This is a genomic window from Paraburkholderia sp. IW21 (assembly GCF_041321145.1).
In the GTDB taxonomy this organism is placed as follows: domain Bacteria; phylum Pseudomonadota; class Gammaproteobacteria; order Burkholderiales; family Burkholderiaceae; genus Paraburkholderia.
The window spans coordinates 113,461-138,019 of record NZ_JBGGWA010000007.1 but is presented as its reverse complement, the minus strand read 5'-3'; the positions used below and the strand labels follow the sequence as shown (position 1 = coordinate 138,019).

Sequence of the window (24,559 nt, the reverse complement as noted above, 5' to 3'; positions counted from 1 at the left end):
GATCGCTGCCGCATGCATCTCCTAAGCCGCCGCCTTCAAATCCTCGATCGCGCGCTGCCTGACACCCAGATCATCCCAAAGCTCCGGATGGCACGTAAAAACCAGAATCTGGTGCCGCGTAGCCGCATCGATCAGCGCGCGCTTGATCGCATCGCGCCGCGCCGCATCGGTATGCACGGCCGCATCGTCGAGCATCAGCAAGGTCGGGCGGCCCGACGCCTTTAAAAGATCCGCATAGGCCAGCCGCGTCAAAATACCAAGTTGTTCCCGCGTGCCGAAGCTCAACGCATCGAGCGTATCCGCACGGCCATAACGATCCAACGTCGCGGGACTCAGATCGTCGCCAAGCGCAATCGTCGACTGCGGGAAAATCCGCTTGAGGTAGTGTCCAAGCCGTTCGGTCAACGGCGCACGCAGTTGCGCCACGGCCGCATCGCGTTCGTCGACGAGCACCTCGTCGAGCAAACTCAACGCACTTGCCCGCAAGCCAAGTTCGTCCTGGCGGCGCGTGGCCTGCTCCACCGATGCCTTCAGCAAGGCAAGACGCTCCCCGAGTCCTGATGCGCCGACCGTCTCCAACTGACTGCGCACATGCGCGATCCGCAATTGCCGTTCGTGTTGCTCGTTGCGCGCGAGTTCCGCCGACGCGCGATAGCGTTTCGCCTCAGCCGCCGGATCGTCCAGACGCGCCGCTTCCAACTCACGCTCGCGTCCTTCGAGCTGCTTCTTCATCGCCTCGACCTGCACGCGCTGCTCGACGATTTTCGTCTGCCACTGCGCACGGTTGCGGCAAAACGCTTCGTCGCCCAGTTGCGCTTCCTTGCGTTGCAACTGCGTGGCGAGCGATTCCGTCGTGGCCGTCGCGGTGGATTTGCTTTCCGCCGCCTGCGTCAGTACTTTTCTGGCGGACTCCAATGCATCACGCGCGATGTCGGCATTCCGGCGAGCCTCGTCGAGCGGTAACGCGGTGGACGCGTCAGGCAATAGAGCCAGCCGCTCATTCGATGTTTGCAGCCGTGCGGCGGCCGAAGCCAACGCTGCACGCAGCGCGTCGATACCTTGCGGTGCATGCACCTCAAGAATCTTCGCCTGGCTTTTCTGCTGTGCGACCAGCGCCTTCCATTGCTCCTGCCTAGCCTCGGCTTCGCCCGGCGATGCCACGCCCAGCGTCTGCAACACCTGCGCATGCCGGGTTTCGAGCGACACCCGCTCCGACAATTGCGCGGACAGATCCGAAACGCCCGGAATCACACGCAATTCGCCTAGTTCGCCCAGGCCGATCAGCTTCTCCTCGTCGAGCGGCAGCACGCCCTCGCCGCTTACCTTTGCACCGCCGATCGTAATCGCACCATTCAGCCGGTATTCGATACGCGTCATCGCCGCTTCGGTCCGCGCGCGCAGCACGGTCAACTCGGCATCGAGCGACTGGAGCCGCTTCAATTGCGCGCCGTCGATTTCAAGCGCGGCAGCGGCGCGCGTCGCCTCCAGCACGGCCTCGTTCGCCTTGCCCGCAGCGGCGATCGCCGCTTCAAGCCGCTCGCTCTCGGCGCGATGCAGCGCGATCTGGCTGCGCAAATCGCCCGCGGTCACCGCAGCGTTAGCGAGTTCGTGCGCGCGGTTCGCGTCGGCGTACACCTGTTCGAATTGCGCCACGCTCGCCTGAGCCTGCGCATGTTCGTTCTGCAGCGCCGACACGTTGGCTCGCGCGACGTCGAGTTGCTGACGCTCGCGCGCCACGGCCGCTTCCAGTTCGGTCGCGCGCTGCTCCTGCTGCACCGACAGCGCCAGTTCCGCATCGCTCAATTTCAGCGACTGCACGAGGCCCTGAAAACTGCGTTCGAGTTCCGCCGCGGCATCGGCGCGTTGCTGCGCCTGCACGGCCTTCTGCTCATGAAGCGCCCAGGGGCGCTTGCGCTGCGCATCGTCGAAGGCTTCCTGCTGCGTGGCAAGCCGCACGATGTTCTCGTCGAACTGCTGGCGCTGCTGCTCCAGATCGTCGCGCTCTTCAATCAGCGCAGCCAAGGTCTGCTCGGCTTCGGCCAGCGGCCCGGTGGACTTCTGCGTGCGCGCAGTGAGCAGTTGACGAAGCTCGCGCTGCACGGCGGCAATCAGCGCATCCTCGCCCGCTGATTCGCTGCTGCCCGACAGTTGCGACAACGCATCGCGCAGATACTGCGCCGCGTGTCCCGTGGAATCGCGCACCTCCTGCGTGCCGCCTTGTTGCACCCACAACAAACCAGGGACGCCGGCGTTTTCGGCCTTGAGCGGTCCACGCGCAGGACGCGAAAAGCCGAGCAATGCGGCGAGCTTGTCTTCTGCTTCATCCTCGCCGAACACCGCCTGACCGATTTTCAGCTCGCAGCGCTGCCGAGTGACGAACTGCTTCGACAGCTTGCAGCCGGTGCCGTCCATATCGAACGTCACTTCGACCGACGGCTGCCCGCTCGCCTTACCCCACGGCAGCAGATCTTTCAGATGCGAGGCCTTGTAGCGTTCGAGGAACACCGCCCGCACGGCTTCGGCGATCGTGCTCTTGCCGGCCTCGTTCGGGCCGGTGAACAGATTGAGTCCGGGCTCTAGATCGTCGATCACGAGCCGTCCGGTGAACTGCTTGAACTCCTGAATCGCGATACTTTCCAGCTTCATGCGGACCTCGCTTCGCGCGGCAACTCACGTTGAAAACGCGCCAGAAGCAACAACGCCTCCGCCGCGCGCTTGACCTGTTGCGGGTCGGACTGCGGGTCCTCCTGCAAGCCTCGCAGACGCGCCACCACCTTGGCCAGGTAGCCGCTCTGCGCGCCGAGTTCGGCGAGGTCGTCGGCGGTGGGCAACACTTGCAGGCCGCTCAGATCGACCCGTAGGGCGCGCACTCGCGCGCGAGTCTCTTCCACCGCGACGCGAATCGCTTCGGCTTCGGCCAGCGCGGTCGTGCCGCTTACTGTTAGCCGCAGCACGTCGTTACCGCCCAACGCGCTGAGACGCGCCTTCAGCGAATCCCCATCGGTCGGCACCGAAATCGTCTCTTCCCAGCGATGCCATTGATATTTGCCGACCCGCACCGCTTCGACGGCCGGCGCTGCACCGGGCTCAGTCAGCGTGACCTCGAGCATGAAGCCCGGATCGTTGCCGCGGAACCGATCCTGTTCGTGCGTGCCGGCATACCAGGTGCGTTCGTCGACGCGCAAATGACCGTGCCAGTCGCCCAGCGCGAGATAGTCCAGACGCGCGCTCGCGGCACGCGTCGGCACGATCGGGTTCGACGAATCGATGCCCTCCTGCAGAATCCCGCTCACGCTGCCGTGCGCGAGCCCGACTCGGTGATAACCAGGCGGGCTCTCCGTTGTGTCGAAGAATCCCGTGGTGTCGTCGTAGGTGATACGTTGCGTGAGCGGCGCGCAGAGCAACGCGCACTTGCAAGCGTCGAGCGCCACCACGCCGGGTTCGAGCACCACCCGAACGTTCGGCGCAATGCAATTCAGGCGCTGCGCACGGGTCCAGACACTCTCGACCAATGCGGCATCGTGATTGCCCGGCAGCATGATCCACGGACCGGAGAACGCCTGCAGCGCGCCGAACAAACGGCGGATCACGGTGTCCGATACGGTCTGCAGATCGAACACGTCGCCGGCGACCAGCACGGCGTCGACCTTGCGCGCCGCCGCTTCCTCGGCGATCCGGCGCACGGTTTCGAAGCGTGCTTCCGCGAGGTGCGCGGCTTCGTCCGGCTCGAACTGGCCGAATTGCGTGCCTATCTGCCAGTCCGCCGTATGCAGAAACCTGATCACTGTGCCTCCATTCCGTTCAATTGCATCGTCATTCAGCGCTCATTCAGCGCCCACTCGACGTTCTTTTAACGCTCGCCCGCGCCGCCGGCCCACGCATCGCTTCGCAGTCTAACCGCAGATGTTACCGCGCCAGCGGGACAAAGAATGTCCAAAGCAAGTGCCGCACTGCCCGAACAGCGGCGCTACACTCGCGTTTCTGGACGCGCGCATCAATCGCGCCGCAACATTAAACTCGAATTGAACCCCGCTGCCCTGCCGCCGATGAACAAAGAGATCGAACTCAAGAAAGCCAAGCGCACCCCCTTGCTGCTGTTGGCGGCCGCCGCCTGCGTTTTCGTCGTGACGGCCTTCATGCCGCGCGGCATCTGGGTGGACGGCATCAAAGCGGTGGCCGAGGCCGCGATGGTCGGCGCGCTCGCCGACTGGTTCGCGGTGGTCGCATTGTTTCGCCGCGTGCCGATCCCGATCGTCTCCACGCACACCGCGATCATTCCAAGGAACAAGCACAAGATCGCCGACAATCTGGCGGTATTCGTGCAGGACAAGTTTCTGGACGTACCGTCGCTGGTCGGCCTGATCCAGAAACACGACCCGGCGCACAGCATCACCGGTTGGCTGACCACGCCGGCCAACACCGCGCGTCTGGGCGACTACGTCGTTAAACTGACGGGCGGCATTCTCGAACTGACCGACGACGTGCGCATCCAGGTCTTCATCAAGGACGCGCTGCGCGACGTGCTGGCCAAAGTCGATCTGTCGCAATCCATGGGCGCGATTCTCGATACGCTCACCAAAGACGGCCGGCATCAGGAATTGCTCGACGCCGGCATCGAACAGGTGGTGGCACTGTTGCACGAACCGCAGGCGCGCGAGTTTATCGCTGAACGCATCGTCGATTGGGTGAAGAGCGAATATCCGAAGATGGAGATGATCCTGCCGTCGGCGTGGCTCGGCGAGAAAGGCGCCGAAGCAATCGCCAACGCGGTCAACCGGATGCTTGAGCAGATCAGCGAGAACCCCACGCATCAGCTTCGTCAGAAATTCGACGACGCCGCGCAGAAGCTGATCGTCAAACTCAAGACCGATCCGGCGTTCCTGCAAAAAGGCGAGGAACTCAAACGTTATCTGGTGGAAGGCGAAGCACTCGGCACGTATGTGAAGGACATGTGGGGCGAATTGCGCGCATGGCTCAAGCGCGATCTGCACAGTAGCGATTCGGCCTTGCATGCGAGAGTGGTGGCGATGGGCCAATGGGTGGGCCGCGAACTGGCGCACGATCCCGCACTGCGTCAATCGCTGAACGACCACCTCGAAGAAGCCGCGCGCGCCATGGCGCCGGATTTCGCCCAGTTCCTCACGCGTCACATCAGCGATACAGTGAAGAACTGGGATTCGCGCGAAATGTCCCGGCAAATCGAGCTGAACATTGGTAAGGATTTGCAGTACATCCGCATCAACGGAACAATTGTCGGCGGCTTTATTGGCTTGCTGCTGTATGCGAGTTCGCAGCTGTTCGAGCTGTTGCGTTTGCACATGGGATGAGAAATCGAGCCAACGATAAAACCGGCGTCCATCAAAACGCCTACAATCCAGGCATATGAATTGCTTCGGCGCTTTGCCTGATCGACGACGTTTCATCCGCGCGCGCCCTCCATAAAAGCAACAGCGCCACAACATCGAGAAGTGTGTTCATGAAAATATCGTTACCGCCGCATGGGCGGCCGAACCGCGTATACCCGCCAGGCACGCCCAGTCTGCATGGTTTGGCTTCGGTCATCACCGGCGTGGCGGTGGTGTGCGCGCTGTACTTCGGCCGCGCGGTGTTGATCCCGATTACGCTCTCGGTGCTGCTCAGCTTTCTGCTCGCACCGCTGGTGCAGGCGTTGCGTCGGCTGCACATGGGTCAGTTGCCGTCGATATTCATCGCCGTGCTGTTCGCCCTCTCCACGTTGCTCGCCGTGGGCGCGCTGATCGGCGCGCAACTGGTGCAACTGGCGGGCGATCTGCCGCAGTATCAATTCGCCATCGAGCAAAAGATCGAGACCGTGCAGGAGAAAACCGTCGGCCGGGCCGATTCGCTGATGAGCCGCGCCGCCGCCGCGCTGCAACGCGTCGCGCCGACCAAACCGACTCCACCGCGCCCCACCGGTCGCGCGGCGCGCAATGCACCTGCCGTACCGCAGCCCGTCGAAGTCCATGAGCCTTCGCCCACGCCTTTACAACTCGCTCAACGCGCGCTGTCGCCGGCGATCGCGCCAATCGAGACCACCTTCATCGTGCTGGTCGTCACGATCTTCATCTTGCTGCAACGCGAAGATCTGCGCGACCGTTTGATCAGTCTTTTCGGTTCACGCGATCTGCACCGCACCACCACCGCGATCAACGACGCCGCCGTGCGCCTGAGCCGCTATTTCGTCGCACAACTGGGCGTGAACCTCAGCGCGGGCGGCATCATCGCCATTGGCCTTGCGATCATCGGCGTGCCGGGGGCGCTGCTGTTCGGCGTGATCGCCGCCTTGCTGCGCTTCGTGCCGTACATCGGCATCTGGATCGCCGCGATCCTCGCCGTGTTTCTCGCCGCCGCCATCCAGCCGCAATGGACCATGGCGGTCTATACGCTGATCCTGTTCATCGTCGTCGACGTGGTCGCGGGGCAGATCGCCGAGCCGCTGCTATACGGCCATCGCTCGGGGCTATCGCCGCTCGCGGTCGTAGTAGCGGCGATTTTCTGGAGCTGGCTGTGGGGGCCGATCGGCCTCGTGCTATCCACGCCGCTCACGCTGTGCGTCGTCACGATGGGCCGTTACGCCGACCGTCTGAACTTCCTCACGGTGTTGCTGGGCGATCAGCCGGCGCTCACGCCCGCGCAGAACTTCTATCAGCGGCTGCTGGCCGACGATCCGCATGAAGCCATCGTGCAGGCCGAGCGCCTGCTGCGCGAGATGTCGCTGATCGATTACTACGACAAGGTCGCGCTGGAGGCGCTCAAACTCGCGCGCAACGATGCGATGCGCGGCGTGTTGATGCCCGACCAGTTGGCGCGGGTCAACGATGCGCTGGTCGATATCGTCGAAAACCTGGAAATCGCCGAGGGGCTCCCTGACCGCCTCTCACCCACCGAATCGGCCGAGGCGGCCGAGGCGCTATTGGCTTCGGCTTCAGCCGATCTTTCGGAGCGCCACGACGGTCACATTTCGGCCCGCCCGCCGTTGCGCCACGAAAGCGAAAAGACCTCGGTGCTGTGCGTGCCTGGGCGCGGCGCGTTCGACGAGGTCACGACCGCGATCGCCGTGCAATTGCTGGGGCACCAGGGGCTCGCGCCGATGATGGCGACGCACTCGGGTTATCGCAGCGCGCGTGCCGACGAACCGAGCTTCAAGGACGCACCGATCATCTGCATCGTCTCGCTCGACGCGCCCGAGTCGCCGCCCTATCTGCGCAATATGCTGCGGCGCACGCGGGAATGGCGGCCCAGGGCGACGGTGGTGGTCGGCGTCGGCGGAGCGCCGGAAGGCGGACCGGAAATGGGTGCGACGGGCGCGTCGCACGCGAGCCCGACGTTCCGCGCGATGATCGAGGAATGCCAGGTGGCGGCGAGCCTGCATCACACGCGCCATCCTCCGCATGTGGGTGGGGCGGATTGAGCTAGTCTTAGCCGTCCTGCGTGATCGAATGAGAAAGGCCGTGGGGTGCGTGAGCGACCCGCGGCCTATCCATTTGTGGCCCACCGATTTGCGCCCCCGTACCCAAAATGAGGACAGCCACGCGCAGCCCTCCTTCATACTTCGCGTATCGATTCGCACCGCCTCCGACAAGCATCCAGGCCCCGGCGGGCAATCCACCTGTATTGAAGTTCGAGGAGACACGCATGGGCCGCAGCTTCAAACCCTATCCATTCACGCCTCGTCAGTACGCAGGCACCGTGCCGCCGCTGGTCGACGGCTGCGACCCCGTGCGGCGCGCCGTGGCGATTGTCGGCGGCGGTCCGGTGGGCATGACGCTGGCGCTCGCGCTGGCTCGTCAAGGCGTGCGCTCGGTGCTGATCGAAGCCGACGACGGCGTGTGCACCGGCAGCCGCGCAATCTGCATTTCACGACGCAGCCTGGAGATTTTCAAACGATTGGGCGTAGTGGACGGCTTTCTGCAGAAAGGCTTGCCGTGGGCAGGCGGCCGCAGCTTCTACCGCGACGCTGAAGTGTTCCGCTTCGCGATGCATCACGACGACGAGCAATCGCTGCCGCCGATGATCAACATCGCGCAATACCAGATCGAGCAATTGCTGCTCGACGAAGTGGAACAGCACGCCGATCTGATCGACATCCACTGGCAAACCCGCGTAACAGGAATCGAGCAACATGCTGAAGACGGTGCAGCCGCCGCCACGCTCGATCTGCGCACCGGCGACACTCCATGGCAAATGCACGCCGACTGGGTAATCGCGTGCGACGGCGGCCGCAGCACGATTCGCGAGGCACTCGGCCTCAAACTCACCGGCACCACGTACGAAGGCCGCTACGTGATCGTCGATATCGAACTGAAGAGCGCGCGCGCCACCGAGCGTCTCGCCTATTTCGATCCGCCGTCCAACCCCGGCTCGACGGTGCTGGTGCACAAGCAACCCGACAACGTCTGGCGCATCGACTACCAGCTTCGCGACGACGAAGACCCCGAGGCCGCGGTTCAGCCTGAAAACGTGATGCCGCGCGTGCAAAGCGTGCTCGACGCGATGGGCGAAACGGGCGAATGGTCGCCGATCTGGATCACCGTCTACAAAGCCAACGCATTGACACTCGAGCGCTACCGTCACGGCTCGGTGCTATTCGCCGGCGACGCCGCGCATCTCGTGCCGATTTTCGGCGTGCGCGGCGCGAATTCCGGCATCGACGACGCCGATAATCTCGGCTGGAAACTCGGTTGCGTGGTCAACGGCATTGCGTCGCCGCGTCTGCTCGACACCTACAGCGACGAGCGCGTTTTCGCGGCTCGTGAAAACCTGAGCTACGGAATGAAGAGCACTGAATTCATGGCGCCGCCCTCGTTCGCGTTCGACCTGATGCGCCGTGCAGTGCTCGGACTTGCAGAGCGCCACGCCGCCGTGCGGCCGCTGATCAACCCACGGCAGACGCATGCGATTGCGTATGTTCAATCGCCGCTCAATCAGGTCGCGGCAGACGCAGCGGGCATGTTCGCCAGAGGCCCGGGGCCTGGCACCGTATTGCCGGAATGCCGCCTTAAACGCATTTGCGACGGCGTTGCGGTCGATATCCATCTCACCGATCTGCTTGGGGTGTGCTTCACGGCGCTGCGTTTCGGCGCGGACGCAGCGCAAGACGACGCGTGGCAGCAAGTGCAACGTACGCTGGGCGAGCAAAGCATCCCTTTCAAAGCGGTCACGCTGACGACGGCCGACACGCCGCTCGCCACCGGCCCGCATGCATGCGATCCTACGGGCCGCTTGCACGAGATGCTCGACGCCACTGCCGGCACGGTCTATCTGATCCGCCCCGACGGCCATGTGCTGGCCCGCTGGCGCAACGGCAGCGCGACGGCGACGCAAAGCGCCGTGACGGCCAGTCTGACGATCTAACGCAAGGGGAACCCCAATCATGACCGATAGCGATCTCGACCTCGTCTACACGACGCTCTGCAAGACCCTGACCACCGAAGGCGAAGCGCAAGCGCCCTTATATCTGGCCCGTCTTGCGTTGCTTTGCATGACGGAACTCGGCGACACGCAGCGGGCTTTGTCGTTGATCGAGGCGGCCAGGGTGCCGTCCTCGCCTGCAGCAACTGCGTAAGGCGCAAGGCGAAAAAACGCCCCGTTTATAACGCGAGGCGGTTTTTCCTAGCAACCTTCACTGCCGTGGATACAACCCCAAAGTGCTCGCATGCAAGCGCGCGAGGCCGAGCAACGCGTCCGTGTACGGCGTCGGCACCTCAGTCAATTGCCCCAGTTCACGCACCGCGGCGACCAGCGCATCAAGTTCGACCGCCTTGCCCGCCTGCACATCCTGCAGCATCGAGGTTTTCATCGCGCCGAGTTTGAGCGTGACCTCGTGGCGATCCGCCGGTGCCTGGTCGATCGGAATACCGAAACGCGCGCCGATCTCCTTGGCTTCCAGCATGATGCTCGTGACGAAGTTGCGCGCCAGTTCGTCGCTGAGAATCCGGTCAGTGGTCGCGCCCGTGATGGCGCTGATCGGATTCATCGTCATGTTGCCCCACAGTTTGTACCAGACGTCGCGCTGAATCTGCTCGGACATCGACGCGTTGAAGCCCGCTGCGGCCAGCGTGGCGGTCAGCGCTTGAACGCGTTTGCTCGACTGCCCCGACGCCTCGCCGACGATCAACCCATTGCCCTGATGATGCCTGATCACGCCCGGCGATTCGACCAGGCAACTGGCATGCACCACGCAACCCACCGTCTGCGCGGTGGGAATCGCGGCGGCGATCGCGCCTTCGGGATCGATGGACTTTAGCCGTTTGCCGGCGAAATCGCGGCCGAGCCCGTCGCAGAACCACCACGGCACGCCGTTCATCGCGGTCAGCACAATCGTCTGCGGGTTCAGCAGCGGCGCGATATGCGCGGCCACCGACGCCATCGACGGACCTTTGACTGCCACCACGACGAGATCCTGCACGCCGAGATCCGCCGGCTGTGCGCTCGCCTTCACGTTCACGGCGTGCGTCACGCCGCCTTCGATCAGACGCAAGCCGTGCTGCTGCAACGCGGCGAGCGTCTCGCCCCGCGCTACCACGCTCACGTCGTGGCCGGCTTGTGCGAGCTTTACACCCATCCAGCCGCCGATCGCGCCTGCACCGTAGATGCCTACTTTCATCGCCTCAATCCTTGCGTTAATCCGCGGGTCAAACTTCGCGTTTAATCCTGGTAGCTGGCGTCGATGCGATCCACCCGCCGCACCAACGCATCGAATACATCCTGTCCCGCACCGTGACGCGGGTCGAACTGCAACGCATCGCGTGAGCAGCGGATCGCAACCTCTTCCGGCACCGGTCGTGCGCGGCCCATCGAGAACGTCGCCATCTGGATTTCGCACGCGCGATTGAGCGTCCACAGAACAGCGAAAGTCTGCGGCAAGGTGTGGCCCCACGCAAGCAGGCCGTGATTGCGCAAGATCACCGCCTGTTTATTGCCGATATGTTCAAGCAGGCGCGGCCCTTCTTCCGCATGCACCGTGATGCCCTCAAAGTCGTGATACGCGATGCGGTCGTGCAACTGGGCGCTATAGAAATTGGTTTGCTGCAAACCGTCTTCGAGGCAGGCCACCGCGACGCCGGCCGTGGTGTGCGTGTGCATCACGCAGTGTGCGTCGGGCAAGCCTTCGTGAATCGCCGCATGCACGACGAAGCCGGCGGGATTCACAGGATACCGCGAGTTGTCGAGCACGCGTCCTTGCGCGTCGATCTTCACGAGATTGCTTGCCGTCACTTCGCTATAGTGCAAGCCGAATGGATTGATCAGGAAGTGGCGCTCGCCGCCAGTGACGCTCGCCGGCACGCGCAACGTGATGTGGTTATAGATCATCTCGGTCCAGCCGAGCATGTCGAAGATGCGATAGCACGCGGCCAGTTGCACGCGCGCGTGCCATTCATCGGGATGCATTCCGGCGGACGACGGCGGGCTCGCCGGGTGCGTTTCAAGCTGGGTCATCAGGGTCTCCGTTGTTGTCGTTGGTTGTCGTTCGGCTATGGCGGGTAACAGCCGTTATGCGCTCGCCACCACCGCCGCTATCGACGACGCCACATAGCCAGCGTTGCGCGCATTCAAGCCGGCAACGCACATGCGTCCCGAACGCAGCACGTACACCGCGTATTCGCTGCGCAAGCGCTCGACCTGGGCTTCGGTCAAGCCCGTGTACGTGAACATGCCGCGCTGCGCGACGTAACGCGCTCGCATCACTTCATCGACGCGGCCTGCGAGGCCGTCGTGGATCGTGCCGCGCATCGCCAGAATCCGCTCGCGCATGATGGCAAGTTCGGCCTCCCACGAAGCACGCAACGAAGCATCGGACAGCACATTGGCCACAACGCGTGCGCCATGCGTCGGCGGGTTGCTGTAGTTCGCGCGCACCGTCGACATCAATTGACCGAGCACGCGGGCCGCCTCTTCCGCGCTCTTGCAGACCACACTCAACGCGCCACAGCGCTCGCCGTACAGCGAGAAATTCTTCGAGAAAGAATTGGCGGCAATCAACGGCACGCCCGCATCCGCTAGCAGGCGCACGCATGCGGCGTCCTCTTCGAGGCCCGCGCCGAAACCTTGATAGGCCATGTCGACGAACGCGATCAGTTTGCGGCGCTGCAATACCGGCACCAGTTCCGTCCATTGCGCCGGGCTCAGATCGACGCCGGTCGGATTGTGGCAGCACGCGTGCAGCAGCACGATGCTCTGTTCCGGCAAACGGCCGAGCGCCTCGATCATGTCAGCGAAACGCAAGCCGCCGGTATTTTCGTCGTAGTACGGATACGTGTTCACCGTGAGTCCCGCGCCCTCGAACACCACACGATGGTTTTCCCAGCTTGGATCGCTGATCCAGATCTGCGAGCCCGGAAAATAGCGCTTCAGAAAATCCGCGCCGACTTTGAGGGCGCCCGAGCCGCCGATGGTCTGCAAGGTCGCGATCCGGCCTGCGGCGCGCGCTTCGTTGGTCGCGCCGAATACCAGAGCCTGAGCCGCGTCGCGGTAGAGCGGCAGCCCTGCCATCGGCAGGTACGAGCGCGGGCCGATCGACTCGAGCAGCGCGGTTTCGGCGCGCCGCACGGCATCCATCACCGGCAGCTTGCCAGAGTCGTCGAAATAGATGCCGATGCTCAGGTTGACCTTGTTGGGCCGCGGATCGACTTGAAAGTCCTCGTTCAGGCTCAGAATGGGGTCGCCGGGATAGGCGGGAATGTGGTCGAACATGGCAATTCCTTGAGTGGGCCCCTACGAGGGGCTGCATGTGGCCGGGTTGCGATCGGGTTGCAGCCCGGGCATAACCGCTTGGGGAAAAAAGTCTAAGCGAGTTTCGAGGCTCGCGTCGTTCAAGATTCAGGATGAGTGTCCACCAACGGCTCGTCGCATACAATCAATCGATTTTTCACGATTAGTAAGTTTTTCTTTAGAATCGCCTGATGCCACTTACACGGGTCACCATTCGTCAGTTCGAAGCGTTTCTCGCCATCGTCGATTTGCACAGCATCGGCGCTGCGGCGGAACGGCTCGGGCTGACCTCGTCGGCAGTCAGTCAGTTACTGGCCGAACTGGAAACGGAACTGGGCTTTCGTCTCTTCGACCGTACGACGCGGCGCGTCAATCTGTCTAGCGCGGGGCAAGATTTTCTGTCATCGGCTGAGTCGGTGCTGCGCTATGTGCGCGCCGCCGCCCAATCCGCCGACGACATCCGCAATCGCGCCGCCGGCATCGTGCGAGTCGGCGCACCGCTGGTGCTTGCGGCGACCGCGCTGCCCGCGGCCATCGCCGAATATGCGCGCGACAAACCGAAGGTGGTCGTGCGCATTTGCGACACCGTCGTCGAACAACTGGTGGAGCGCGTGGAAAGCGGCGACGTGGATCTGGCCATCGGCCCCGACCGTCAAAGCGGCACGCGGGTGCGTTGCGATCCGGCCTTCGCGAGCCCGTGGGTGATGTGGTGCGCGCCGACGCACCCGCTGAGCGCGCGGCGCCGGGTGCTGTGGCAGCATGTGCGCGACGTGCCGATTGTCGCCACCGGACGCGATCACGAGCGCGCGGTCGCGCAGATGCTGGCCAATTTGCCGGTGGAGGCACGCATCATTCCGGTGGACGTGGTGGACAACGTCACCACGGCGTTCGGCCTGGCCTCCCAGGGGCTTGCCGTGACGCTCGCGCCCGCCTATGTTGCGCCGCTCGCGCGAACCTTCGGGCTGGTGATGAAGCGGATCGTCGATCCTGAAACGATCCGCGAGGTGTGCGTGTATCGCTCGAAGGAACGTGCGCTGTCGCCGCCCGCGGACGGTTTCGCGGAATTCATCGTGCCGTGGCTCAAGCGCTGGGATCGTGAGACGCAAGCCGATGCGCGAGCTAAGCGTGGATGATTTTCGGCGCGATTTCAGGTGCGTTTTTGCCGTTCTTTGGCCGCTTGAGGCTGGACCGCAGTTGAACCATTGCTCCGTCTTCGGCGCGCCGGATCAGGACCGCTCGGCCTGCAAACATAGCGCGAACAACTGGCGCTGGCTGGAGATACCGAGCCGCGCGTAAGCGCGCTTCTGATACGTGATCACGCTGGTGGGCTTCACGCCCATTTGCTCTGCGATCTCAACAGCGCTTGCGCCTTCGAGCGTCCCGCGCAGTACGTCGAGCTCGCGTGGCGTGAGTGCCGGGCAGGCTCGTCGGACGCGTGCCAGCATCGCAGCCGCCGTACCTCGCTGATGCTGTCCGTTGAGCGCGTAATGATTTTTCGCGGCGTGCGCGAACAGATGCGCGACGCTTTCAATGTATTCCAGTTCGCCAGGCTGGAACATGCCGTAGGCGCTGTCGCGATACAGATTGATCGAGAGCCAGACGCTTTCCATTGGTTGCACGAGCAACGATAGCCGGTCTGACACGTTGGGTTGTGCGTAGCAGGCGGCGCGATAGGCTTCGTTTTCGATCTCCACGCTTTGCTGCTGATGCAGCACTAGTACATCGCGGGGTTGCTTCGCTCGCGGCCGGCCGATGATGGCGCGATTGCCGTCGAGGGCATAGAAATACGCGGCATAGCGGTCGGCGACATCGCGCAAAAAACGGCCGCCGCGATGGTCGGCGGCCGAGACGGTGCGCGGTCTCGCGTCGAATTCGTACGCGAAGATGGTGCACTGCGAAACGGGAAGCGTGTCGCCGGCGGTTTTCAGAATGCTTGCAGCGAGCGCGTCCGGGTCGGCATGTGAGATCGACATGACGAGATCGGTAACGCGCGCAGTGTTGATTTGTCCGCTGCGGGACGGGGGTGATATGCGCCAGGAACGCATGATGAGGCCGGGTCGCGGTGCTTGGGTTGTGGTCTGAGAAGCGTAGCACAACAGGACATTGCCTCTGCTGCTTTGCCTTGGCGGCGGAGTTCGCCGTATGCCCCTCTGGCGCACCGCTTCGCGGCTTTGGGCTTGATCTTTTCCTCACCCCGGAAAGACGGCTATCAAGTCGGGAATGACGAAATAAATTGACACTGTCTGTCGAGTCAAATCCGGCTGACTACACTTTAATGTGTCCTACTCTGCTCCATACAGCAGCACAGACCAGGACAATCAGATTCTCAGCTGAAATCGTCACCGCTTTCAATCTCCCCCCTCAAATCTCCCACACACCGGTTCCGACTTTAGCTCCGAACCCAGCGACCCGACGCGTGCATATCGCATGGCCCGCAACGTAACGGGCAAGCTCATCGATGAGCTTGCATGCATGCCGTTGAGTATTGCGGCCGACTAAATGAATGATCGACCGGCTTGTAGATGGTTTCCTCCGACAGACTTCCACCGAGCTATGTCGGAGCGGACAACTGACGCCATAGGACCAAGCGTGCATTCCATAACGAATTTTCCAAATCGAAAGTTCGATATCGGATTTCCGAATTCTCCTATTTTTGCCCCAGTTCTCGGTGTTGAAGTGTCGTGATTTTTACGAATTTATGACGACGCTTTACAACCGGGAGACTCATGAAGCCACGCAGTTTCTTTAACGGCCCTGTGCCGAACATAATCCGCTTGCTGACCGCGTTCGTGCTGCTTGCGTTCGCCTTCAGCGTGAACGCTCAAAGCAGTTGCATAGACCTATACGCAAAATCCGGCGGGGTTCCTGGGACCTCACAGTGCGTCCTCACTGTGGCAAGCAACACCCCCAGTGGGATGGGGAGTTACGGGTGCAGGAATGACATCGACGCAATCACCGCATCGTGTGCAACGCCCTCCGCTGAAGAACCTGAACAAAGTTGCCCGGTAGCCGATCCTGTTTTTCCGGGTAGCGGTGCCGTCTCGCTGACCTCTACTGACTTCAGAAGCGGCGACGATACGCCGATGCTGTTCACTCGCAGCTACCGGTCCAGGCCGCCAGTCAAAAACGTGAGCGCGATGGGGCCGGTCTGGTTTCATAACTGGCAGCGCAAGCTCGATCTCGGCAATGCAAATGCTGGTAGTTCATCCAGGGTGCTTGCGTATCGTGAAAACGGCGACCCAGTAACGTTTAACTGGTCGGGTGGCTACTGGAAAACAGTGGCCTATAGCGGCTTGGTACTGTCGCAGAGCGGGAATGACTGGACGTTCACAGACACGACTACAGGTGTAGTAGAGACGTACTCGTCGCAAGGCATTCTGAAAACCGAGAGAAACAGAGTCGGCTTCACCAGAACGCTGGCTTACAGCGGCACCGGACAGCTTGCGACCATCACGCAGCACGCCGATGGGACCAGCGCAAACTCGGACATAACGCTCCGTCTTGAGTATGACGACAAGGGCCGTCTCTCACGTCTGAACGATCCCTTGGGCGGAATGACGCAATACGCCTATGACACCAATAGCAATCTGGTGTCCGTCACGTGGCCTGACGGTAACGTGCATCGATACGTCTATGACGATTCGCGGTTAAAAAACGCGATCACTGGAGAGATTGACGAGACAGGCACCCGCATAGCCACGTGGGCCTATAACGCTCAGGGACGAGCGAGTTCGGTCAGTCACCCTGACACATCGCGCAACGTGCAGTTCGCATACGGTGACAAATCGACTGCGGTAACCACTGGCCAGAACACGACTAAGTTGAAGTTTTCATCTGTCGCCGGAATGCTGCGACCGACCGGTACCAGTTCGCCGTCTGCGACGACCAGTTCCGTTTATGACGGATCGGGAAACTTGCTGAAGGACGTGACGGCAAGTGGGGGCACCGTCGAATACAGTTACGACGATGCAGGTCGTCCTATAAAGCGAGCCGTACGCTCCTCCGGAGGCACCGCGGTTTTCTCGGTCAGGTATGCCGACGCAACCAGCCTTCGTGCCTCGACGATTGCCATGCCCGGCAAGGTCCAGTCATTCGTGTATGACGCCAACGGCAACGTCACCGGCTCTAGTGAATTCAGAACCAGCGATCAAACCGGTGAAGCTGGATTCGATGCGATTGCAACGGGGCAGAAAAAATCAATCGGTGTGCACTACGACGGATCAAATCGGATCGACACCCGGCTGGATTTCGCCGACGGAGAAAACATTGCCCGGTGGCAGTATATCTACGATGCGACAGGCAATCTGCGATTCGCTATTGAGCAGAAATCCGGCTGGTCGTGGGGTGTCGTGCAGCGGGACGCTGCACACCGCCCCACTTCCATGGCCGGCGACAACCGCGAAGCAGCCACCGCTTACGACGCACGCGGGCAGGTAACGCGTTTTGTCTATAACGAGTTCCCGACTCCGGCGAATGGGAGCCTCTACCGGTTCTTGACCGTCAACTACGGCTATGCGGCCGATGGGCAACTCGTTTCCCGGGCAGGCACGCTCGCACAGAACAGCGGCGGGTCTACGCCTATCGGTACTCCGAGCACCATCAGCGACGACGAGCTTGATCTATGGCTGGGTAATTACGAGCGCGGCGCGAACCCGGTCTCGCCCCCGGCCAATCGACTGGTGCGGGTGCAGTCTTTGCTCGGCGCGTCACGGGAGGCGGGGCTGGTTCCGATCTGTATCGAGTGCATGTTCAATCCCGCTCTCGGCTATGGATGGGCTATATCCTCGGATAACGATGATCCGTTCGGGATACTCGGGGTTGCTGGCACGATTCGGGGGTGGGTGAACGGGGTTGGTGGCCCACAATGCAAGGCGACGCAGGTCAGCAAAGACGAACTACTGGCGGCGGCGAATAAGCCCTTCAAGGAAGGACAAGCCGTATCTGCGGCTGGCAGAGCGGCCACCAAGCACCCGGAGTATTTTGGGTTCAATTCCGCCGAGGATTTGCGTCAGGTTTACAGGACCACAGATCAGCTAAACGGACTGGCATCTAACGCAGTAAGAAACGCATTGGAAAATGGCGTGCGCACAACAGGGATAGGTGGCCGTTACAAGGATGGATGGGTGACCTATACTCCTCCTACCGGACCTTCAGCATCTTTCTACCCAAACGGCGACTTTATCGGATTCAGGAAATAAATTGGCCACGCTATATTTTGAGTTATTCGCTGACGTCACCGCCGCGCACCCATACATTGCTGTCCATCTTTTTGAAGATGGCGAGTCTTACGACCCCGGCAAGTTCAATCCATTCATGGAGCTTGCCGTTGAGAAGGACAACAATCTGGTACTTACTGTCTACGAAACCAGCAGGGACCGGTCCCTGACTGTTGAACAATGGGACGAGATTTCAAGGCGCGCTCGCGCTTATCACGCAGAAGTCCTCGCCAGCGGGGAGGATTGGTAACGCGACCGCAGCGATTAAAATAGAAGCGCAAGAAATTGAACTGACCCCGCAAAGTCAGACAGTTCTTGGCTAGGGCCGCGAGGGCTGAATTCTGGACATCACAGGATTCAGCCCGTTTATTCGTATTAGTCTGAACCGGACCCCCGACTACCTACCACGCCCAGTAAAAGACCCCCTAACCAACGTCACCATCCTCGGCAATTCAATAGTAAAAACAGTCCCTACAGCCTCGTCGGAATTAACACAAACATTCCCCCCATGCATGCGCGCAATCTCCTGCACGATATGCAAGCCAAGCCCCAAACCTTCGCGCGGCCGCGCCCCACCGATATTCGGCCCAAAGGCCTTGAACAGATGAGGAAACACCTCAGAAGGAATCGTCCCGCGATTAGCGACCTTCAACCGCACCGACTCAACAGACTGGCCATCCACCTCGACGCTAATATCCCCGCCCTGCGCGCCATGATGCAACGCATTGCTCACCAGATTAGAAACGGCCTGCCAAATCAGATCCGCATCCCACGCACCCGCGGTATTCCCACTGCTGGCGAACACAATCCGCTTGCCATTCTCCCGCGAAGCAAATTCGTCGATCACCGATCTGCACAACGTCGCCAATTCAATCGAGCGCGGCTGCAAGGGCAAACGCCCACCCTGCAAACGGGCAAGATTGAGCAACTGATCGACCATCCGCGCCATCCGCAGCGAACTGTTCTTGACACGCGCCGCCACCGTCACCGATTGCTCGTCGGCCGCCGTACGCATCAAATATTCCGCCGACGCCAGCACCGCCCCAAGCGGCGTACGCAAATCGTGACTCAACACCGCCATCAACATCTCGTTGGCTTCCAGCATCTGCCGCGTCGTCACGAGCTGCGCCGCGAGCTGGCGCTTCTGCTGCTCGAGCTGCACGAACACATCGACCTTCGATTGCAGAATCCGTGGGTCGAACGGCTTGTAAAGGAAATCGACCGCGCCGGCCTCGTAGCCGCGAAACGTCCGCGATGCGTCCTGCGCCGTAGCGGTCAGAAAGATGATCGGCACGTGCGAGGTTCGCGGGCTGCCGCGCATCAAGGCGGCCAGTTCAAAGCCGTTCATGCCCGGCATGTTGACGTCGAGAATCGCCAGCGCCACTTCATGCTTGAGCAGCAGATCGAGTGCCGCCGTGCCCGAGTCCGCCACCAGCACGGCAACGTCCGGCCGCACCAGCAAGGCTTCGAGCGCGGTAATGTTGTGGGCGATGTCGTCGACGATCAGGATGTTCACGGGTGAGTTCGTCATAGCATCGGATCAGAGGTAGGCCGGCAATGCGGCAAGCCGCCGGGCCATGGTTTCGGGAGAATAAATGTGATCGGCCGCGCCGCGTTCGATCGCGGCACGCGGCATTTCAGGAGAACTTGCGCTATCCGGCGCCTGCACCCACGCGGTGCCCCCGAGCGCACGCACGCGCTTCAGGCCTTGCGCGCCGTCGTCGTTGGCGCCGGAGAGCAGAATCGCCAGCAAACGCGCCCCATACACTGAGGCCGCGGATTCGAACAACACATCGATCGACGGCCGCGAAAAGCGCACGGCGGCATCCGTCGAGAGAGCAACAGTGCGATCCACTTCCACGAGCATGTGATAGCCTGGCGGTGCAACATGTACGCGGCCCGGCATGATGCGCTCGCCTGCGTCCGGTTCGAGCACCGGCAACGCGCAACGATGCGCGAACGCTTGCACGAGGTAGCTCGGTGAATCCGGCAGCAGGTGCGTGACGATCATCACGGCCGGCGCAAAACTCGCGGGCAGCGCACCGAGCAGCACGTTCAACACTTCTACGCCGCCGGCTGAGCCGCCGATTACCACGAGCTCGAAGCCGTGTGCTTCGACAGCACCCGGCTGGGCTTCGACGGCTGGCTTGTCGGTTGAGCGAGACATGATGACCGTGCTAGCGCTTCTGATAAATGCGTTCGCTCGAACGGAACTCGTCGAACGCTTCGTAATGACGGGAAAAACGCAAACTTTCCTTGCTGCCCAAACCGAGAAAACCGCGCCGCACCAGCGCGTTTTCAAACAGACCCAGCGCGCGATCCTGCAAGCCTCGATCGAAATAGATCAGCACGTTGCGGCACGACACCAGGTGGGCTTCGAGAAATACTTCGTCGGTAGACAGGCTGTGGTCGGCGAAAACCACGCGGTCTTTCAGCGAACCGGCAAAGCGCGCGCCGCCATACGCCGCATGATAATAGTCCGACAACGAACGCTTGCCGCCCGCCGCCAGGTAATTCTGCGTGAAGCCCTGAATCCGCTCGAGCGCGTAGATGCCGGACTCGGCGCGGGCCAACGCATCGGGGCTGATGTCCGTCGCATAGAACAGGGTGCGCTCAGTCAGGCCTTCTTCGTCGAAGAGGATTTTCAGTGACCATAGTTCCTCGCCCGTGCTGCACCCGGCCACCCACACCTTGATCGACGGATACGTGCGCAGACGCGGCACCACATGTTCGCGCAGCGCGAGGAAATACGACGGATCGCGGAACATGTCGCTGACCTGCACCGTCAGGTATTGGAACAGCCGCGAAAACTCGTCGCCGTCACGCATGATGCGGTCCTGCAACTGCGACAGCGTCCTCAGTCCGAACTCCTCGAGCGCCTGTGACAGGCGGCGCCGCAGCGACGACATGGCATAGTGCCGGAAATCGTGCTGGTATTTGAGGTAAATCGCCTCCAGCAGCAGTTTCAACTCGATGTCGAAATCGCTGATGCGTTGCGGCGCGTCAAATTCGGACTGGCTCATCCTGTTCCTGTTTCCCAACTACCGTTGCCGCAGCCACACGCGGCACAGCGAGACCAGCTTGTCCACGTCGATCGGCTTGGACACGTAATCGTCGGCGCCGGCTTCGAGGCAGCGGGTGCGGTCGTTCGCCATCGCCTTCGCGGTCAGCGCAATGATCGGCAGATGCGCAAAACGCGGATTGCGGCGGATCTCGCCCATTGCCGTCAACCCGTCCATCTCCGGCATCATGATGTCCATCAGGATCAGGTGCACTTCAGGGCCATTAGCCAGCGCGTCGAGCGCTTCGCGCCCGTTGCGCGCAATCTCAAGTTTCGCGCCGAGCGGCTCCAGTACGTGCGAGAGCGCAAAAATATTGCGCACGTCATCTTCGGCCAACAGGATGGTGCGGCCCTCGAAGGCATTGTCCCGCTGCCGCACGGTGCGCAGCATGCGCTGCTGCTCAGGCGCCAGCGACGACTCCACGCTATGAAGGAACAGCGTGACTTCATCGAGCAGACGCTCCGGCGATTTCGCCCCCTTGATGATGATCGATTTCGAATAGCGGCGCAGGCGGTGCTCTTCCTCATCGGACAGCATGCGGCCCGTGTAGACGATCACCGGCAGCGCCACGTGCGCGGTGTTCGCGGCCAGCCTTTCGAGCAGATCGTAGCCGGTGCCGTCGGGCAGCGCGAGGTCGGTCACCACGCAGTCGAAGGTGAACTTAGACAGGTACTCGAGCGCCTCCGCCAAGGTTGCGACCGCAACGATTTCGGTGTTCTCGCTTTGCAGCAGCGCGCGGATGCTTTCGCGCATCGGTGTGTCGTCTTCGATCACCAGCACGCGTTTGAGGCGCTGTTGCAGGCGCGCTTCCAGACGGCGGATCGCGGCTTCCATCGTGGTCCGCGCGGTGGGCTTGAGCGTATAGCCGATGGCACCGAGGTGCAGCGCCTTGGCGGCGTGGTCGGTGGCCGAAACGATATGGATCGGAATGTGGCGCGTGAGCGGATCGTTCTTCAGCCACTCCAGCACGGTCAGGCCGGAACGGTCGGGCAAGCCGACGTCGAGCAGCACTGCGGCCGGGCGCATGTCACGCACCAGCGCGAGGCCGTGGGCGGCGGTGCTGGCGTGAACGAAATCGAAATCGAGCTCGTGCGTCAGATCGCGGAGAATCTCGGCAAACACGGGATCGTCTTCGACCGCGACGATCAGGCGGCCGGTACGGGTGCGGTTGTCGCGGTCGTCTGCGATGGGGCCGTTTGCGGTTTCCGATGCATTGTCCTCGGACAGGCCGTTGGCGGCCGTTATCACGGCCGGTTGGCTGCTGTTGAACGGTGTGCGGATCAGCAGCGGCTCCGACGCGGTCTCGACGGCCACCTGCCGGGCCGACTGCGCCTCAGTCTGTGCGAAGACCGGCGCCGCCGTTTGCGCATGCTGGCCGCCCGCCAATGCCGCCTCGGCATCGAGCGGCAACCACAGCGTGAACACACTGCCTTTGCCCACTTCGCTGGCGACGGTGATCCGGCCACCGAGCAGACGCGAAAACTCGCGCGAAATGGACAAGCCCAAACCACTGCCGCCGTATTGGCGGCTGGTGGAACCGTCGGCTTGCTGGAACGCCTCGAAGATCATGTCCAGCTTGTCCGCTGCAATACCAATGCCGGAATCTCGAACGTCGATACGCAGCATCTTGTCTTCAGCCGGCGCGACCGAGAGCGCCACCTCGCCATGTTCGGTGAACTTCACGGCATTCGAGAGGAGATTACGCAGGATCTGCGTGACCCGCTGGCCATCCGTGACGAACGTGTCGGGCGTGCCCGGCAGACGGTCGAAGGCGAGGCTCAAATGCCTGGTCGCGGCCAACGGCTTGAACATTTCCTGCAACGACTGCAGAGTCGCGTCGATCGATACCGTTTCGAGTTCGACCGTGACCTGACCGGCCTCGACCTTCGACAAATCGAGGATGTCGTTGATCAGCACCAGCAAATCGCTGTTGGACGCGTGGATCGTCTCGGCGTAACGCACCTGCTCTTCGGACAGATTGCCGGTGCGGTTCTGCTGCAACAGCTTGGCGAGAATCAGCGAACTGTTCAGTGGCGTGCGCAATTCGTGCGACATGTTCGCGAGGAACTCGGATTTGTAGCGGCTCGACTGCTCAAGGCGCGCCGCGTTGGCGGCCAGGTCGTCTTGCGCGCGCAGCAGGTCCGACTTCTGCCGCTCGAGACGCTGCGCATATTCTTCGAGCTGTACGTTGGTCTGCTCAAGCTCAGCCTGCTGCGCCTCAAGGCGCGTTTGCGATTCCATCAGCGCGCGGCCGCGCTCTTCCAGGCCTTCATTCGAGACGCGCAACTCTTCCTGCTGAACCTGAAGTTCTTCGTTCAACTGCTGGGTTTCGGCAAGCGCGTCCTGCAGACGCTCGCGATACAGCGCCGCTTCGACGAAGTCGCCCATGCTGTTGCCGATCAGCTCCATGAACTCCTGATCGCGCGCCGTCAGCTCGCGAATAAAGCCCAGTTCGACGACACCGTTGACCTGCCCGTCGTTTTCGATCGGCATGACCAGCAGATTTCTCGGCGCACTTTTGCCCGTGGCGGACACCACTTGTATGTAGTTGTCCGGCACATCGCGCAGTACTAGCGTGCGGCGTGCGACGGCCGCCTGACCGATCAGCGTTTCCGCCTCTTCGAAGTTGCGCGCGGCGGCTTGCTCGCTTTCGCGGCTGAAACCATAGGTGGCGATGCGGCGCAACGTGCCGTGCTGTTTGTCGCGCACGTAGAGCGCGGCGACGGCGGCATCCAGGTATTGGGCGAGGAAGTCGAGCATCGCGCGGCCGACCAGTTGCGGGGACGCCTGCCCGACGACCTTTTCGGCAAGCAGGCGCTGGCCGGAGCGCAGCCACACCTGCCCTTGCAGTCTGTCGGTCTGTTCTGCCTGCTGGCTCAGCATGCCATCGTAGGTGGACGACAGGCTCATCAGTTCACGGCGCCCCACCCAGGCAAGCAAGCCGCTCAAGCTCAGGCTGAAAAGCAGGAACACGCTCACCAACGTGGTGGTCACGCGGCGGGTCGCCTCGGCGCGCTGCTCGCGCAGGCCCAATTCGACATCGAGAAAATCGCCGAATTCGCGGCGCGTTTCGTCGAATTCGAACTTGCCGCGACCGCTCGCCACCGCGTTTTCGAAATCCAGATGCCTGCGGCGCGCGTCGATCATGTCCTCGGCGAAGTGGCTCCAGCGTTCCTGAACCGCTTCGATCTGCTTGAGTCTTTCGACTTGTGGCGGATTGTCGGAGACCATCCCCTGCAGTGCTTCGATCTGCGTCTTGAACTTCGGGCCACCGGTTTCATAGGGCGTGAGAAAGCTTTCGTCGCCGGTGATCAGGAAGCCGCGCATCGACGATTCGCGATCGACCGCAAGACGCAGCATTTCGTTGGCCTGGCCGATGACACGCTCGGAGTGCTCGGCCCAGTTCATCGTTGAAACGAGGTAGGCGATCAGCGCGACGAACACGGCCATCGTGAGAACACCGACGCCTAAGGGCAGTGCAATGTTGCGGCGGATGATGCTGCGAAAACGATTCTGGTCGACGGCCTGAGATACGGTCATTTTTTCTGTCTT

The 24,559-nt window shown here is 62.0% G+C and carries 17 protein-coding genes; 7 read left to right on the top strand and 10 right to left on the bottom strand.

From position 1 onward, the window contains the following. Positions 1-21: 21 nt before the first annotated feature. On the bottom strand, positions 22-2,646 hold the full coding sequence (locus ACAX43_RS18235) for an AAA family ATPase (protein WP_370709817.1): 2,625 nt from the start codon (positions 2,644-2,646) through the stop codon (positions 22-24). Then, positions 2,643-3,785 carry an exonuclease SbcCD subunit D gene (locus tag ACAX43_RS18230; protein ID WP_370709816.1) on the bottom strand — a complete coding sequence of 381 codons (1,143 nt, stop codon included), beginning with the start codon at positions 3,783-3,785 and terminating at the stop codon, positions 2,643-2,645. Before ACAX43_RS18230 ends, ACAX43_RS18235 begins: the two co-directional genes overlap by 4 nt. Before the next feature lie 261 nt (positions 3,786-4,046). On the opposite strand from ACAX43_RS18230, the gene ACAX43_RS18225 reads away from it, so the two are divergent. The 4 genes from ACAX43_RS18225 to ACAX43_RS18210 all read left to right on the top strand — a co-directional run bounded on the left by ACAX43_RS18225 (position 4,047) and on the right by ACAX43_RS18210 (position 9,583). Further along, positions 4,047-5,327 (top strand): DUF445 domain-containing protein, encoded by a 1,281-nt coding sequence (locus ACAX43_RS18225; RefSeq protein ID WP_370710027.1) that lies wholly within the window; start codon positions 4,047-4,049, stop codon positions 5,325-5,327. A 149-nt stretch (positions 5,328-5,476) separates the two neighbouring features. Next, entirely contained in the window at positions 5,477-7,429 is a 1,953-nt protein-coding gene (locus ACAX43_RS18220) for an AI-2E family transporter (RefSeq protein WP_370709815.1), read from the top strand. A 224-nt stretch (positions 7,430-7,653) separates the two neighbouring features. Further along, entirely contained in the window at positions 7,654-9,372 is a 1,719-nt protein-coding gene (locus ACAX43_RS18215) for an FAD-dependent oxidoreductase (protein ID WP_370709814.1), read from the top strand. Between the two features lie 19 nt (positions 9,373-9,391). Beyond that, a complete protein-coding gene (locus ACAX43_RS18210) occupies positions 9,392-9,583 on the top strand; it encodes a hypothetical protein (RefSeq protein ID WP_370709813.1) in 192 nt (63 codons plus the stop codon). A 57-nt stretch (positions 9,584-9,640) separates the two neighbouring features. Here the strand turns inward: ACAX43_RS18210 and ACAX43_RS18205 are convergent, their stop codons facing one another. The 3 genes from ACAX43_RS18205 to ACAX43_RS18195 are packed head-to-tail and all read right to left on the bottom strand — an operon-like array spanning position 9,641 to position 12,711. Further along, on the bottom strand, positions 9,641-10,624 hold the full coding sequence (locus ACAX43_RS18205; protein ID WP_370709812.1) for a 2-dehydropantoate 2-reductase: 984 nt from the start codon (positions 10,622-10,624) through the stop codon (positions 9,641-9,643). 41 nt (positions 10,625-10,665) lie between these two features. Then, entirely contained in the window at positions 10,666-11,457 is a 792-nt protein-coding gene (locus ACAX43_RS18200) for a class II aldolase/adducin family protein (protein ID WP_370709811.1), read from the bottom strand. Positions 11,458-11,511: 54 nt separating this feature from the next. Then, positions 11,512-12,711: an aromatic amino acid transaminase gene (locus ACAX43_RS18195; RefSeq protein ID WP_370709810.1), complete on the bottom strand. Its 1,200-nt coding sequence runs from the start codon at positions 12,709-12,711 to the stop codon at positions 11,512-11,514. A 209-nt stretch (positions 12,712-12,920) separates the two neighbouring features. Between ACAX43_RS18195 and ACAX43_RS18190 the strand changes: the two genes are divergently transcribed. Then, positions 12,921-13,862, top strand: a complete 942-nt coding sequence (locus ACAX43_RS18190) for a LysR family transcriptional regulator (protein WP_370709809.1) — start codon at positions 12,921-12,923, stop codon at positions 13,860-13,862. Positions 13,863-13,955: 93 nt separating this feature from the next. Here ACAX43_RS18190 and ACAX43_RS18185 read toward each other — a convergent pair whose 3' ends face one another. Beyond that, the gene (locus ACAX43_RS18185) at positions 13,956-14,774 is read right to left on the bottom strand and encodes a helix-turn-helix transcriptional regulator (RefSeq protein WP_370709808.1); all 819 of its coding nucleotides are present in this window, start codon (positions 14,772-14,774) and stop codon (positions 13,956-13,958) included. 681 nt (positions 14,775-15,455) lie between these two features. Here ACAX43_RS18185 and ACAX43_RS18180 point away from each other — a divergent pair. After that, on the top strand, positions 15,456-17,927 hold the full coding sequence (locus tag ACAX43_RS18180; protein WP_370709807.1) for a DUF6531 domain-containing protein: 2,472 nt from the start codon (positions 15,456-15,458) through the stop codon (positions 17,925-17,927). 1 nt (position 17,928) lies between these two features. Then, positions 17,929-18,195: a hypothetical protein gene (locus ACAX43_RS18175; RefSeq protein ID WP_370709806.1), complete on the top strand. Its 267-nt coding sequence runs from the start codon at positions 17,929-17,931 to the stop codon at positions 18,193-18,195. A gap of 147 nt (positions 18,196-18,342) precedes the next feature. Here ACAX43_RS18175 and ACAX43_RS18170 read toward each other — a convergent pair whose 3' ends face one another. Genes ACAX43_RS18170 through ACAX43_RS18155 form a run of 4 tightly spaced genes read right to left on the bottom strand, consistent with a single transcriptional unit; the run spans position 18,343 to position 24,547 of the window. Then, positions 18,343-19,476: a response regulator gene (locus ACAX43_RS18170; RefSeq protein WP_370709805.1), complete on the bottom strand. Its 1,134-nt coding sequence runs from the start codon at positions 19,474-19,476 to the stop codon at positions 18,343-18,345. Between the two features lie 9 nt (positions 19,477-19,485). Beyond that, positions 19,486-20,112 carry a chemotaxis protein CheB gene (locus ACAX43_RS18165; protein ID WP_370709804.1) on the bottom strand — a complete coding sequence of 209 codons (627 nt, stop codon included), beginning with the start codon at positions 20,110-20,112 and terminating at the stop codon, positions 19,486-19,488. A gap of 10 nt (positions 20,113-20,122) precedes the next feature. Further along, positions 20,123-20,968: a protein-glutamate O-methyltransferase CheR gene (locus ACAX43_RS18160; protein WP_370709803.1), complete on the bottom strand. Its 846-nt coding sequence runs from the start codon at positions 20,966-20,968 to the stop codon at positions 20,123-20,125. A gap of 18 nt (positions 20,969-20,986) precedes the next feature. After that, complete coding sequence (locus tag ACAX43_RS18155) at positions 20,987-24,547, bottom strand: response regulator (protein ID WP_370709802.1); 3,561 nt, start codon at positions 24,545-24,547, stop codon at positions 20,987-20,989. Positions 24,548-24,559: the final 12 nt, after the last annotated feature.

Excerpts from the sequence above, each read along its gene's own strand:
- ACAX43_RS18185 (WP_370709808.1), bottom strand. The coding sequence starts at position 14,774 with ATGCGTTCCTGGCGCATATCACCCCCGTCCCGCAGCGGACAAATCAAC.
- ACAX43_RS18190 (WP_370709809.1), top strand. The coding sequence starts at position 12,921 with ATGCCACTTACACGGGTCACCATTCGTCAGTTCGAAGCGTTTCTCGCC.
- ACAX43_RS18170 (WP_370709805.1), bottom strand. The coding sequence starts at position 19,476 with ATGACGAACTCACCCGTGAACATCCTGATCGTCGACGACATCGCCCAC.
- ACAX43_RS18155 (WP_370709802.1), bottom strand. The coding sequence starts at position 24,547 with ATGACCGTATCTCAGGCCGTCGACCAGAATCGTTTTCGCAGCATCATC.
- ACAX43_RS18205 (WP_370709812.1), bottom strand. The coding sequence starts at position 10,624 with ATGAAAGTAGGCATCTACGGTGCAGGCGCGATCGGCGGCTGGATGGGT.
- ACAX43_RS18180 (WP_370709807.1), top strand. The coding sequence starts at position 15,456 with ATGAAGCCACGCAGTTTCTTTAACGGCCCTGTGCCGAACATAATCCGC.
- ACAX43_RS18195 (WP_370709810.1), bottom strand. The coding sequence starts at position 12,711 with ATGTTCGACCACATTCCCGCCTATCCCGGCGACCCCATTCTGAGCCTG.
- ACAX43_RS18160 (WP_370709803.1), bottom strand. The coding sequence starts at position 20,968 with ATGAGCCAGTCCGAATTTGACGCGCCGCAACGCATCAGCGATTTCGAC.
- ACAX43_RS18165 (WP_370709804.1), bottom strand. The coding sequence starts at position 20,112 with ATGTCTCGCTCAACCGACAAGCCAGCCGTCGAAGCCCAGCCGGGTGCT.
- ACAX43_RS18215 (WP_370709814.1), top strand. The coding sequence starts at position 7,654 with ATGGGCCGCAGCTTCAAACCCTATCCATTCACGCCTCGTCAGTACGCA.
- ACAX43_RS18220 (WP_370709815.1), top strand. The coding sequence starts at position 5,477 with ATGAAAATATCGTTACCGCCGCATGGGCGGCCGAACCGCGTATACCCG.
- ACAX43_RS18210 (WP_370709813.1), top strand. The coding sequence starts at position 9,392 with ATGACCGATAGCGATCTCGACCTCGTCTACACGACGCTCTGCAAGACC.
- ACAX43_RS18225 (WP_370710027.1), top strand. The coding sequence starts at position 4,047 with ATGAACAAAGAGATCGAACTCAAGAAAGCCAAGCGCACCCCCTTGCTG.
- ACAX43_RS18200 (WP_370709811.1), bottom strand. The coding sequence starts at position 11,457 with ATGACCCAGCTTGAAACGCACCCGGCGAGCCCGCCGTCGTCCGCCGGA.
- ACAX43_RS18235 (WP_370709817.1), bottom strand. The coding sequence starts at position 2,646 with ATGAAGCTGGAAAGTATCGCGATTCAGGAGTTCAAGCAGTTCACCGGA.